The organism is Pseudomonas sp. SJZ080 (assembly GCF_007828295.1).
Classification (GTDB): domain Bacteria; phylum Pseudomonadota; class Gammaproteobacteria; order Pseudomonadales; family Pseudomonadaceae; genus Aquipseudomonas; species Aquipseudomonas migulae_A.
The window spans coordinates 189227-202631 of the sequence record NZ_VIUK01000006.1 but is presented as its reverse complement, the minus strand read 5'-3'; the positions used below and the strand labels follow the sequence as shown (position 1 = coordinate 202631).

General features: G+C 60.0%; 10 protein-coding genes and 1 other RNA gene. 2 read left to right on the top strand and 9 right to left on the bottom strand.

Annotation, left to right across the window (positions count from 1 at the left end):
* Positions 1-179 precede the first annotated feature (179 nt).
* The 4 genes from recR to dnaX all read right to left on the bottom strand — a co-directional run bounded on the left by recR (position 180) and on the right by dnaX (position 4626).
* Positions 180-782 carry a recombination mediator RecR gene (gene recR / locus FBY04_RS11285; protein WP_017337523.1) on the bottom strand — a complete coding sequence of 201 codons (603 nt, stop codon included), beginning with the start codon at positions 780-782 and terminating at the stop codon, positions 180-182.
* 66 nt (positions 783-848) lie between these two features.
* Positions 849-1883, bottom strand: a complete 1035-nt coding sequence (locus FBY04_RS11280; RefSeq protein WP_145315251.1) for an NADP-dependent oxidoreductase — start codon at positions 1881-1883, stop codon at positions 849-851.
* 262 nt (positions 1884-2145) lie between these two features.
* Positions 2146-2484, bottom strand: coding sequence for a YbaB/EbfC family nucleoid-associated protein (locus FBY04_RS11275; protein ID WP_008028561.1), 339 nt, complete (start codon positions 2482-2484; stop codon positions 2146-2148).
* Between the two features lie 66 nt (positions 2485-2550).
* Entirely contained in the window at positions 2551-4626 is a 2076-nt protein-coding gene (gene dnaX, locus FBY04_RS11270) for a DNA polymerase III subunit gamma/tau (RefSeq protein ID WP_084318640.1), read from the bottom strand.
* Between the two features lie 122 nt (positions 4627-4748).
* Here dnaX and FBY04_RS11265 point away from each other — a divergent pair, with 122 nt between their 5' ends.
* Positions 4749-5483: an ABC transporter substrate-binding protein gene (locus FBY04_RS11265; protein ID WP_145315250.1), complete on the top strand. Its 735-nt coding sequence runs from the start codon at positions 4749-4751 to the stop codon at positions 5481-5483.
* A gap of 58 nt (positions 5484-5541) precedes the next feature.
* Here FBY04_RS11265 and FBY04_RS11260 read toward each other — a convergent pair whose 3' ends face one another.
* On the bottom strand, positions 5542-7242 hold the full coding sequence (locus FBY04_RS11260; RefSeq protein WP_145315249.1) for a bifunctional diguanylate cyclase/phosphodiesterase: 1701 nt from the start codon (positions 7240-7242) through the stop codon (positions 5542-5544).
* Positions 7243-7657: 415 nt separating this feature from the next.
* On the opposite strand from FBY04_RS11260, the gene FBY04_RS11255 reads away from it, so the two are divergent.
* On the top strand, positions 7658-7972 hold the full coding sequence (locus FBY04_RS11255; RefSeq protein WP_145315248.1) for a helix-turn-helix domain-containing protein: 315 nt from the start codon (positions 7658-7660) through the stop codon (positions 7970-7972).
* A gap of 183 nt (positions 7973-8155) precedes the next feature.
* Here FBY04_RS11255 and ffs read toward each other — a convergent pair.
* The 4 genes from ffs to zipA all read right to left on the bottom strand — a co-directional run bounded on the left by ffs (position 8156) and on the right by zipA (position 13175).
* An RNA gene (ffs, locus tag FBY04_RS11250) (signal recognition particle sRNA small type) lies at positions 8156-8252 on the bottom strand.
* Between the two features lie 202 nt (positions 8253-8454).
* A complete protein-coding gene (locus tag FBY04_RS11245; RefSeq protein WP_084318647.1) occupies positions 8455-9618 on the bottom strand; it encodes a putative zinc-binding metallopeptidase in 1164 nt (387 codons plus the stop codon).
* 175 nt (positions 9619-9793) lie between these two features.
* Entirely contained in the window at positions 9794-12151 is a 2358-nt protein-coding gene (gene ligA / locus FBY04_RS11240; RefSeq protein ID WP_145315247.1) for an NAD-dependent DNA ligase LigA, read from the bottom strand.
* Between the two features lie 169 nt (positions 12152-12320).
* Positions 12321-13175 (bottom strand): cell division protein ZipA, encoded by an 855-nt coding sequence (gene zipA / locus FBY04_RS11235; protein ID WP_017337515.1) that lies wholly within the window; start codon positions 13173-13175, stop codon positions 12321-12323.
* Positions 13176-13405 lie beyond the last annotated feature (230 nt).

Here is a 13405-nt window from a genome sequence, read left to right as displayed (position 1 = left end):
CCACTGAGGGGTTCAGCGAAGTTAACCGAGCGCTTGCTTGGTTTTCAACAGGATTGTGTGAATCAGGTGGACCGAGGTGCCTGGATCGCCGGCAAGTCGGCTCCTACAAGGACGCGTGATATCTCTGTAGGAGCCGGCTTGCTGCGGGCGGCGTTCCGACGATGGCGTCGGTTCGAACACTACAAAGCGATCGGCTTACGCCCCGCAAACGAATGCGCCAACGTCCCGCCGTCCACCAATTCCAGCTCGCCACCCAACGGCACGCCGTGGGCGATACGCGAGGCGATCAGGCCTTTGTTGTTGAGCAACTGGGCGATGTAGTGCGCCGTAGCTTCACCTTCGACCGTCGGGTTGGTCGCGAGAATGACTTCGGTGAAGGTACCCGCCTCTTCGATCCGTGCCAGCAACTGCGGAATCCCGATGGCTTCCGGCCCGAGCCCGTCGAGCGGTGACAGATGGCCCTTGAGCACGAAATAGCGTCCACGGAAACCGGTCTGCTCCACCGCGTAGACATCCATCGGTCCTTCCACCACGCACAGCAAGGTGTCGTCGCGACGGGTATCGGCACATTGCGGGCACAGGTCGTCTTCGGTCAGCGTGCGGCACAAACGGCAGTGCCCCACGCCTTCCATGGCCTGGCTCAACGCCGACGCCAGGCGCGAGCCACCGCTGCGATCACGTTCGAGCAGCTGCAAGGCCATGCGCTGGGCAGTTTTCTGACCCACGCCTGGCAAAATTCGCAGGGCATCGATCAGTTGGCGAATCAAAGGGCTGAAGCTCATGGGGGAAACGTCCGACAAAACAACGAGACGCGGTTTATACCCGCGCCTCGAATGAGCGTCAATTATTCAGTCCTGAGCGACCCGCACCACCAGTTTGCCGAAGTTGCGTCCTTCCAGCAGACCGATGAACGCCTCGGGTGCATTTTCGAGACCATCGACCACGTCTTCACGGAATTTCACCTTGCCGTCGCGCACCCACGGCGCCATGGCGCTGATAAATTCCGGCTGGCGATCACCATAGTCATCAAACACGATGAAACCCTGGATGCGCACACGTTTGGTCAACAACGTGCGCTGCAATTGCGGCAGGCGATCCGGGCCGGTCGGGGCCTCGTGGGCATTGTACGACGCGATCAAACCGCAAAGTGGAATGCGAGCCTTGGGGTTGAGCAACGGCACCACCGCGTCGAAAACCTTGCCACCGACGTTCTCGTAATAGATGTCGATGCCCTGGGGACATACCAGCGCCAGCTCATGGGCGAAGTCGGGACTCTTGTGATCGATGCAGGCATCGAAGCCCAGCTCATCTACCACATAACGGCACTTGTCCGCGCCACCCGCCACACCGACCACACGCAGGCCCTTGATCTTCGCCACCTGGCCGACCACCGAACCCACGGCACCGGACGCCGCAGCGACCACCAGGGTTTCGCCGGATTGGGGTTGGCCGATGTCCATCAAGCCCATGTAAGCGGTCATCCCAGGCATGCCGAGCACGCCCAGCGCCATCGACGGGCTCGACAGCCCGGACGGCACGGGAGTGATGTTGCGACCGTCGCTGATGCTGTGGCTCTGCCACCCGGTAGCGCCGACGACCAGATCACCTTCGTGAAACCTGGGATTCATCGAACGCTCGACCCGGCTGACAGCCCCGCCAGTCATCACCTCGCCGATTTCTACCGGCGCCGCGTAGGAAGGCGCGTCACTCATGCGTCCGCGCATGTAGGGGTCCAGTGAAAGAAAAAGGGTCTTGAGCAGCACCTGACCGTCGGCCAGGTCCGGCAGCGCTTCCCTTTCCAGGCGAAAATTCTCTGGCGTCGGTGCGCCAACCGGGCGGGACGCCAGGACGATACGTTGGTTGAGGGTCAATGCTTCTGGCATGTGAGCGTCTCCTTTGATCGATGAATTCGGCGGTATAGGGGAGCAGACCTTTGTGGCGGTGGGGCGTTCGATGTTTTTGTCCGGGACCGAGTCGACCTCTTCGCGAGCAAGCCCGCTCCCACATTGGAACGCGGTCACCTGTGGGAGCGGGCTTGCTCGCGAAGGCGGCCTCACAGGCATCACTATTCCAACAGACAGAAACAAAAATGCCAGGCGCAATGCCTGGCATTTTTTTGTAGCTCATCCGACGCGCTTTGGCGAATCAGAATGGCAGTTTCATGCCGGGTGGCAATTGCATGCCAGCGGTCATGCCGGACATCTTGTCCTGGCTGTTGGCTTCGATCTTGCGCACGGCGTCGTTGACGGCGGCGGCGAACACAGCCTCCAGCATTTCCTTGTCGTCTTCGCTCAGGCCTTCGACCAGGCTTGGGTCGATGGTCACGCGCTTGACGTCGTGACGACCGGTCATCACCACGGTGACCATATCGCCACCGGCTTTACCGGTGACTTCGGCGTTGGCCAGTTCTTCCTGCATCTTGGCCATTTTTTCCTGCATCTGCTGCGCCTGCTTCATCAGGCCGGCCATGCCACCTTTCATCATGGGAATCACCTCAAAGTACTTGGATAAAAACAGCGCCCGGCCCATGCGGCCGAACGCCTTCAGTTATTAGCCCTGACTGGCCAGGGCTTCGACAGGTTCAATAGTATCGTTACGGACCACCGCACCGAACTGCTGCATCATTTGCTGGATGAACGGATCACCGTGGATCGATTCCTCGGCCTCGCGCTGGCGGTTTGCACGGCGCCGGGATGCGGCCTGTGCCGGAGTTTCCTGCTCGGGCTTGATCAGCTCCATGCTCAGGGTCAGCGTGCGCCCGTGAAACTGGTTCAACGCATCATTGAGACGACGCTGCTGGGTCGCATTGAACAAGGCGCTGTGGGCCGGGTCCAGGTGCATCAGCCAATGATCGCCCTCCACGGAGATCAGCGTGCAGTTGGCGGCGATGCTGCCGGTCATGCCGGAAATCGGCAATTTCGGGAACAGCTCCAGCCATTGCAGGGCCAGACCGGTGGCGGGCATCGCGGCCGGTTCAGGCTCGGGCTCCGGCGCTGGCTCGGCGGTATGTTCGCTGGCCAGTTCGTCGAGGTAGCTGTAAGCCGAATCCATGTCCGGCTCGATGTAATCCTCATCCAACGGCGGCTCGTCGTCGGGGTCGATACCCGGTGTAGCGGCGTCGACGTCGGCCACGGACGGCTCGGGGATTGGCGCAGCGGCCCACTCCGGCGCGTCCGGCACAACGCTATCAGGCGTCGGCAACGGCATCGGGGGCAATTCGGGTTGCTCGCCAGCTGTTTCCAGCACCGGCTCGACGGCTGGCTGCTGAACGATTTCGGGCTCTACCGGGTCGTTCCATGGCAGATCGACGACGGCTTCAACCGCGGCTGGCTCGGGCACGACAACCGGTTCAGGCACGACAACGGGCGCGACCGGCTCAGGCTCTGGTGCGGGAACTGGAGCAACAACCGCAGCGACCGGTGCAACTGCCGCAGCGACCACCGGCGCAACAACCGGCGCGGCAGCCACTGAGTTTGCGGAATCAACTGTGGCCTGGCTGATCCCCACTGGCTTTAGCGGTTGCCTCGGTGCGTCTTCGGTGTCTGCGGGCCGGAACGCCAGCATTCGCAGCAAGACCATTTCAAAACCACCACGCGGGTCCGGCGCCAGCGGCAAATCGCGGCGGCCGATCAGGCCCATCTGGTAGTAGAACTGCACGTCTTCGGCCGGCAAGGCCTGGGCCAGCGCCAACACCCGATCACGGTCGCCGTGACCATTGTCGACACCTTCAGGCAAGGCCTGGGCGATGGCGACACGGTGCAGCACGTTAAGAATTTCCGAAAGCACGCCGTTCCAGTCCGGGCCTTGTTCGGCCAGATGACGGACGGCCTCGAGCAACGCCTTGGCGTCGCCTTCGATCAGCGCATGCAGTACGTCGTAAACCTGACCGTGATCGAGCGTCCCGAGCATTGCCCGCACGTCGGCGGCCATGACTTTGCCCTCACCGAAGGCAATCGCCTGGTCGGTCAGGCTCATGGCGTCGCGCATCGAACCATCGGCGGCGCGGCCCAGCAGCCACAGTGCATCGTCTTCGAACGGCACGTTCTCGACGCCCAGCACGTGGGTCAAATGCTCGACCACGCGTTCCGGGGTCATGTTTTTCAGGGAGAACTGCAGGCATCGCGACAAAATCGTTGCAGGAAGTTTCTGCGGATCAGTCGTCGCCAGAATGAATTTGACGTAGGGCGGTGGCTCTTCGAGGGTTTTCAGCAGCGCATTGAAGGAATGGCTGGAGAGCATGTGCACTTCGTCGATCAGGTAGACCTTGAAGCGACCGCGGCTCGGGGCGTACTGCACGTTGTCGAGCAGCTCGCGGGTGTCCTCGACCTTGGTCCGGCTCGCGGCGTCGATCTCGATCAGGTCGACGAAGCGGCCTTCATCGATCTCGCGACACACCGAGCACTCGCCACAGGGCGTCGAAGTGATACCTGTTTCACAGTTCAGGCATTTGGCGATGATCCGCGCGATGGTGGTCTTGCCGACCCCGCGCGTTCCGGTAAACAGGTAAGCGTGGTGCAGCCGTTGGCTGTCCAAGGCATTGATCAGAGCCTTGAGCACATGGGTCTGGCCGACCATTTCGCGGAACGAGCGCGGACGCCATTTACGTGCAAGAACCTGATAACTCATCGAAAACCGTCGCAACGAAGGAACAGAAGCGGCTAATGCTAGCGGAGCAAGGCCAAAATTGCATCCGGCGCGCTCGTCTAATCTGGCTAAGATGCTCTTTGGGGGTATTTATCGGAGTGTTTATGCGGCTGGCCTTGGGGGCACTGCTGTTGATCAGCCTGAACAGCGCTGCCACCGACGTGCCGTTGCGTTTCGTGGTGCCCGACAGCTGGGCGATGCCGATGGTGCAACTGGAGCGCGGCCGACCGACCCAGGGCATCCTGCATGACGTAATGGTCAGCCTCGCCACCCAGCTCGGCGTTCCGGCCGAGTTTCACGTGCTGCCCCGGGCGCGGGTGCAAGGCGCGATGGAACACGGCGAGGTCGATGTCCGCTGCTATGCCGCGCAGTCGTGGCTGCCGAATCCCGAGGACTACCTCTGGAGCATTCCCCTCTGGAATCAGCCCGACATGCTGATCAGCCGGCAACAACCGGAGATCGCGGTGACTCCGGCAAACTTGCCGCGACAAGCCATCGGTACGGTTCTGGGTTACAGCTACCCGGCCCTGCAGCCACTGTTCGATGCCGGCCGCCTGATTCGCGAAGACGCGCGCAACCAGGATCAAGTGCTGGACAAGCTTCTGGCCGGACGTTATCGCTATGCCGTGAGCAACCAGTGGACGCTCGACTGGTTCAATCAACGCTTGCTGCCTGACGGGCAACTGCAAGGCGTGGCGGTGCTGCAGGAGCAGCGTGTCGGTTGCTACGTGCGCAATGATCCGAAAGTGCCGGCGCAACGCATTCTGCGCACCTTGCTGAGGATGAAAATGTCCGGGGAGATCGATGACATCATCCGGCTTTACGTCGGCAAACCGTAAAAACCTGTGGGAGCGAGCTTGCTCCTACATTTGATCTTCATATGCCCGACAAACGAGGTCAGGCTGTTTGATCCAGCCCCCGCCATTGCAGCGGTGCAACAAACCCCTCGACCCAGCCCGGCACCTCCGCCGCCGGCATCGGTCGAGCGATGAAGTAACCCTGGGCAACGTCGCACCCCAGCTGCAACAACAGCTCACCATGCTCAATGCTTTCCAGCCCCTCGGCGACCACCTGTCGGCCAAACGCCCGGGCCAGGCCAATGACCGCCGTGGTCAGGGCCAAGTCATCGTGATCATGCAGAATGTCGCGGATAAACGACTTGTCGATCTTGATGGTCTGGGTGCGCAAGCGCTTGAGGTAGCTCAACGATGAATACCCGGTGCCAAAGTCGCCCAATGAAAACTGTACACCGAGCGCCTGACAGGCCTGCAGACAAGCGCTGACATGCTGGATGTTTTCGATGGCCACCGACTCGACGATTTCCAGGTCGAGCATCTGCGGCGCGACCCGGTCATGCCGGGCAAGCACCTGCCTGAGGCGGTCGACGAAGTCCGCCCGCTGAAAATGCCGGGCGGCAATGTTGACGCTGATCGGCCAGCCCTGCCCCGCTTGCTGCCAACGGTCCAACTGCAACAACACCTGATCCATCACCCACTCACCGATATCGATGATCAGGTCCGTTTCCTCCACCAGCGGCAGGAACTCCTTGGCCGGCACCGTGCCGTCTCGCGGGTGCTCCCAGCGCAACAGCGCCTCGAAGCCGACGACAACGCCGTGTCGCATATTGACCTTGGGCTGGAAATACAGGCGCAGTTCACCGGCAGCCAGCGCCTGGCGTACCCGTTCGACAGTCTGGTGAGTGGCCTTGACCTCTTGATCCCGGAACACATCGAACAAATGGAAACGATTGCGCCCGCTCTGCTTGGCCACATACATGGCCTGATCGGCGTGACGCAGCAGGGTTTCGGCGTCTTCGTTGTCGTGGGGAAACAGGGTGACGCCGATGCTGGCATAGACATTCAAGGCCTTGCCCTGCAGCGTGTACGGTGCGGAAATCGCCCCCAGCACTCGGTTCAGCGCCGCGCGCAACTCCGACACATCACGCACATAACGCAACACCAGCACGAACTCGTCGCCGGCCAGTCGCGCCACCACATCCTCGCCGCGAACAATGTCGCGCAGACGCTTGGCCACCTCCACCAGCAACAGGTCGCCACTGGCATGCCCGTAGCCATCGTTGACCGCCTTGAAGCCATCGAGGTCGAGCATGCACACCGCCAGCGGAATGTTTTCCTCGCGGGAGAAGGCCAGCGCCTGATCCAGTAAATCCGAGAGAAACGCGCGGTTGGGCAGCCCGGTCAACACGTCATGGCCGACCCGCCATTGCAGGGAATGCAGCAATTGGCGTTTTTCGCTGATGTCGAAACGAATCGCCAGGTAACGGTGAATCCGCCCGGTGGCGTCATCCAGCACCGGCACCAGGGTGCTTTCGACCCAATACAGACGGCCATCCTTGGCGCGATTGCAGATCTCGCCCTTCCAGACATTGCCCAATGCGATGGTGCGCCACATCCCGGCAAAAAAATCAGCGGAATGCAGGCCGGAGTTGAGCAGGCGATGGTTCTGCCCGAGCAGTTCATCACGGCTATAGCCAGATATGGCGCAAAACTGATCATTGACGTAGGTAATCCGGCCGGTCAGATCGGTCTCGGAAAAAATGGCGGCGGCATCAACGGCCCTGCGGTATTTCTCATCCATGAGTCACGCTCACTGTCGCTAGCGGTGGTACCGCTCGACCAGCGCACAATGCCCGGAAGAGATGTTTTGAATCGTACTGCGCAGAGCCACGTGATCACTCCATTTACAGCGATTGATGGCCCATTGGCAGCCGAAGATCAACTAGTCTCAAAGACCCTGATAAAGGGCAGCAACCACGATTTCGGTAACATTTTGCAAGGCCTCAGGTCGCGTCAGTGCTCCACATACCGCTCGCACGAGCGCAATGCTGGCTCTTCCATATCAGCCGAACTTCCGAAAACAGATCACCGAATACCCCTCTGGATCGGCGATTCTACGAAATGCATCACATTTTGCAAAGCAAGGTGATGAATCATGCGGTTGTCTAATGCGAAAATCTATCGTTAAGTTCTTGATTCTAAATGGGAATTGAGCGATGCAAATTTCAAGTTTGGGTCCAGCCATCCGGCGTTACCGCAAGGTCGCGGGGCTTACTCAGGCTGAACTCGGCGAAAAAACCGGTTTTGACCCCAAAACCATCAGCCGCTTCGAAACCGGCACCTACACTCCCAGCGTGGAAGCCCTGTTCCTGCTTGCCGACGTGCTGGACGTGAAGCTGAAAGCCTTTTTCGCAGATTTGGGCGACGAAGACGAACAGCGGGCGTACCTGTTCGCAGTCATACATAAAGCCCCCCCGAAGGATCTGGGAAAGCTGATTGCAGCGGTTGACCAGGCCTTGTCCAAGCCTTAGTGACAGAAATGAAAAAAGGAGGCCGACCTGTCGTGGTTTGACAGGTCAACCTCCTTTTTTTGCGCCGTTTTCAAAAACCCAAACGACGAAAATCCGCCCTGGACGAGAACCATGGCAGAACAATAAAACGGTATTTTTTGATGGATAACGCGAGAGAGGGCTCGCGGTGCGTTATGGAGGCAACCCCACCAGCCACACCCCGGCACACAATGTTCCCGCTGTGGCTGCTTCCTTCCGGATCTGACCAGGTTCACGGGTAATCGTTGCGGGGGGACCGATGGGGTCACCATAACGACGCTCACCTGACGGCGAGCCGCGCCATTGTACCTGTCTGAGACGAAGTTACAACCGTTGGGTGTAGATAAAAAACATGAGCGGGTTCAAGGACATGCGGCGCGCTTGAAAAGGTCGCAGCCTTCGGCAGCGCCTACAGGTGTACGCCCATTCATGTAGAAGCTGCCGAAGGCTGCGATCTTTTGATCTCATTGCGCCAACACCTCATCCGCCCTGCCGCCCTCCTGCTGGATCACCAGGTGAATAAAGTGCAACTTGGCGATCACCGCCGGCGACAGGACGAACGGGTAGAAATCCGGTTGGCCCATGCTGCGCGATAGCTCGTTGAGCATGCCAGCCAGTTCGATCCAGGCATTGACGAAGGACAGGAACGCCATACCCCCGGGATGCTGCGGATCGTAGAGGGTTGTGGACGGAAATGGCTGGTAGTCGAAATCCATTTCCCGCGCGCTCATGCCGAAACCGAGTGCAGTGTCCACCGCATCCATCATGTGCAGGTAGTGCGCCCAGGTTTCCGCCCAGTCTTCCCATGGATGCATAGTGGCGTAGGCGCTGACGAACTGCTGCTGCCAGTCGAGCGGCGCGCCTTGCTGGTAATGGCGATCAAGGGCATCGGCGTAACTCGCGCGCTCGTCACCGAACAGGTTGCGAAACGGCTCCAGCCAAGGGCTGCCGGCGATCAGCCGATCCCAATAATAGTGTCCGACCTCATGACGAAAGTGCCCGAGCAGCGTGCGATAGGGTTCGTGCATTTGCACCCGGACCTGCTCACGGTGGGCGTCGTCGGCTTCCTTGATGTCGAGGGTGATCAGGCCGTTGGCATGGCCAGTCGTCGGCGGTTTGCCTTCGAGGTCGACGCCAATGAAATCGAAGGCCAGGCCGGTCTCTTCGTCCGCGGTTTTGGGAATGACCTGCAAACCCAGGCTGATCAACTGTGCAACCAGACGACGCTTGGCGGTTTCGACCTTGCGCCAGCGTTCGTGATTCTCAGGAATCGACAAATCAGGAATGGTGCGATTCAGGCTACAGGCGATACATAACGCATCGTGGTCGTTGGCAGGCAATAGCCAGTTGCACGCGGCAGGGGAATCGAGATTGGCGCAGCGGCGGAACATACCGGCGTCGGGATCGGCGTCGAGAATCCAGGTATCCGCCTGCTGGCCGGGTTGCAGCGACGACAAACGACTGTGCTCAGGCTGATAACCCAGCGCCGCCGAACAGGCCAGGCACTGGCTGTTGCGAAAGAACAGCGACTGCCCGCAGCGGCAATGCCAGACCTTGCTGTTGCGCGAACGCTCGCCGGTGAAGGGCGCGGCAATGCGCGAGCTGAGCTGTTCGAAGAAGCGGTGCATGGCGATCTCTCCCTGGGGCTTGCCAAGACTAGATCATTGCCGCGCGAAGATCGTTCCCGCATTTTATGTGAGGAAAATCAAAAGATCGCAGCCTTCGGCAGCTCCTACCTTGATGGGCGTACACCCTGTAGGAGCTGCCGAAGGCTGCGATCTTTTGATCTTGCACTTCCCGGTGTCAGATCGGGATGCCGTGTTTCTTCAGGAAATCGACAAACGCTTCTTCATCGAGAACCTTCAACCCGAGCTCATTGGCCTTGGCCAACTTGGAGCCCGCACCCGGCCCCGCCACCACGCAATGGGTCTTGGCCGACACCGAGCCGGCCACCTTGGCGCCCAGGCTTTCCAGCTTGTCCTTGGCGACGTCACGGCTCATCAATTCCAGCGAACCGGTCAGCACCCAGGTCTGTCCGGCCAGCGGCAGTCCCTCGACGACCTTCTTCTCGCTCTGCCAGTGCATGCCGAAATCGCGCAACTGTTTTTCAGCGGCTTCAGCGATCTGGCGATTGTCCGCCACGGCAAAAAACTCGCGAACCGAATTGGCCTGTTTCTCTGGCAGCGCCTGACGCATGTCCAGCCAGTCAGCGCCGAACACGCCTTCCAGCGAACCGAACTTGTCCGCCAGTTTCTGCGCCCCGCCCGGCCCGACCGAAGGAATGTGCAACTTGTCGAGGAAACCGCCCAGCGTGGTACTCGCTGCAAACTCGGCGCCCAGGTCGCCCTGATCCTGAATCTGCAGGCCATGCCTGAGCAGATCCGCGATCACCTGCCGGTTATGCGCATCTTCAAAGAAGCTGTGGATCTCGTGAGCCACTTCCAGGCCGACATCCGGCAAATACGTGAGCACGTGCGGCAATGCTTGCTGAACCCGCTCCAGCGAACCGAGAGAGCGCGCCAGCACCTTGGCCGTCTCCTCGCCGACATCGGGAATGCCGAGGGCGTAGATAAACCGCGCGAGGCTCGGTTTTTTACTGTCTTCGATGGCGCTGAGCAGCTTCTTGCTCGACAGCTCCGCAAACCCTTCCAGATCGACAATGTCGTCAAACTTCAACGCATAAAGGTCGGCCGGAGAACTCACCAGGCCTTCATCGACCAGTTGCTCGACGCTTTTATCGCCCAGCCCTTCAATGTCCATCGCGCGACGCGAGACAAAGTGAATGATCGCCTGCTTGAGCTGCGCACCACAGGCCAGTCGACCGACGCAGCGATACACCGCGCCCTCACTGACGGTCTCGCGACCCTTGCTGCGCTTGACCAGTTGCGTGCGTTCGACATGGGAACCGCAAACCGGGCACTTCTGCGGGATCTGTACCGGACGCGCATTGTCCGGACGGCGCTCCATGACCACTTGCACCACTTGCGGAATCACATCGCCCGCACGACGGATGATCACGGTGTCGCCGATCATCAGGCCCAGACGCGCGACTTCGTCCATGTTGTGCAACGTCGCATTGGCCACGGTGACGCCCGCCACCTTGACCGGTTTCAAGCGCGCCACCGGTGTGACTGCACCGGTACGACCGACCTGGAATTCCACGTCGAGCAATTCGGTGAGTTCTTCCATGGCCGGAAATTTGTGGGCAATCGCCCAGCGCGGCTCGCGAGCGCGGAAACCCAGCTCACGCTGGGAGGCGATGCTGTTGACCTTGAACACCACGCCGTCGATTTCATAGGCCAGGCTGTTACGGCGCTCACCGATGTCGCGGTAGTAATCCAGGCACTCATCGATACCGTGGGCCAGTTTCAACTCGCGACTGATGGGCATGCCCCACGCCTGAAGCTGCTTCAGATTGCCGATGTGCGTGTCGGCAATGTCCGCTGAAACCTGGCCGATGCCGTAGCAGCAGAACTCCAACGGACGGTTGGCGGTGATCTTCGAATCCAGCTGACGCAAACTGCCCGCCGCCGCATTGCGCGGGTTGGCGAAGGTCTTGCCGCCGACTTCCAGTTGCGTTGCGTTGAGCCGTTCGAAACCGGCTTTGGACATGAACACTTCGCCGCGCACTTCGAGCGTCGCCGGCCAGCCCGTGCCTTGCAGTTTGAGCGGGATGTTGCGCACGGTGCGCACGTTGACACTGATGTCTTCGCCGGTGGTACCGTCGCCGCGGGTCGCTCCACGCACCAGCACACCGTCCTGATAAAGCAGGCTGACCGCCAGGCCATCGAGCTTCGGTTCACAGCTGTATTCCACCGCCGCACCACCGCCAAACAAGTCGCCGGCCGGCAGATCAAGCCCTTCCGTCACACGGCGATCGAACTCGCGCATGTCGTTTTCTTCAAAGGCGTTGCCGAGGCTGAGCATCGGCACTTCGTGACGCACCTGAGTGAACGCTGACAGCGCCGCGCTGCCGACGCGCTGGGTCGGCGAGTCGCTGGTGATGAGGTCAGGGTTGGCCGCTTCAAGGGCCTTGAGTTCATGGAACAACCGGTCGTATTCAGCGTCCGGAATGCTCGGCTCGTCCATCACGTGGTAGCGATAATTGTGCTGATCCAGCTCAGCGCGCAGTTCTAGAATGCGGTTTTTGGCGGCGGTCATGGGTGTTCTCTCATAAAGCAAAAGAGCAGCCGAGGCTGCTCAATCTGTAAACGCGGTTTAATCATTGCAGGAGCCGGCTTGCTGGCGATGCCGGTTTCGAGGACGCCATCGCCAGCAAGCCGGCTCCTGCAAGGCACGGGTTATTGCGACTTCCCGCACGTTGCCAATTTCAGCGCTTCTGGGTCAGCGCGCGACGTTCGAATTCTACGATGCGCTGACGGTAATGCTCGATCGTCTGGGCAGTCAGTACGCTGCGCTGGTCATCTTTCAGTTCGCCATTCAGCTCCTGGGACAACTTGCGTGCTGCAGCCACCATCACATCAAAAGCCTGCTTCGGATGACGCGGGCCTGGCAGGCCGAGGAAGAAACTCACCGCCGGTGTGCTGAAGTGATCGATGTCGTCCAGATCGAAGATGCCCGGCTTGACCGCATTGGCCATGGAGAACAGGACTTCGCCATTGCCGGCCATGCTTTCGTGGCGGTGGAAGATGTCCATTTCACCGAAACGCAGACCGCTTTCCAGAATGTTCTGCAACAGCGCCGGGCCCTTGAAGCCGGCGGCGTCGCGGCAGATCACGCTGATCACCAGCACTTCTTCGGCTTGCGGTTGTTCCTTGTCGCTGACCGATGGCGAGGCCTTGGTGTCATCCGGGAAATCGTCGTCACGGCTGCTGAAGCTCGGGCCGCCGTCCAGATCCAGGCTGAGGTTCATGTCGCCTTGCGACGGTTCACCATGGCCACGCTTGCCGCGCTTGGAACCCGACTCGCGCGGTTCACGGGCAGGCATGCTCACCGACGGCAGGTCGTGCTCGTCCAGTTGCGGTTCTTTGTGGGTATCCAGGACGCGGGGCGGGCCCAACAGCTCGGCGCTGGTGTCCTCGTCCGGCAAATTGGACAGACTCCGGTCAAGACGGAATTTCAGTTTTCCCTTGCCGCCGCGCATGCGGCGCCAGCCATCGAAAAGAATACCGGCAATGACAATAATGCCGATGACGATCAGCCACTCGCGCAGACCGATTTCCATGTAATCCCGTGCCTCTATAAAAAATGCTGAAAAATAAGGGGTTTACAACTCGTAAACCGCTTTAAAACGTGGCGCCAACTCTATGTTCTGACAGGCGTTTTGCCCACGTATACGAAAAATTGACATTAAACTAGCACGACCAAAGGCAACTTTACACCGTCTGTCACAATGGCTTGCGCGAATATGTCGATTGGCCAGCAAGTAGAGGGAGGTAAAAGAGTCCTACAGAC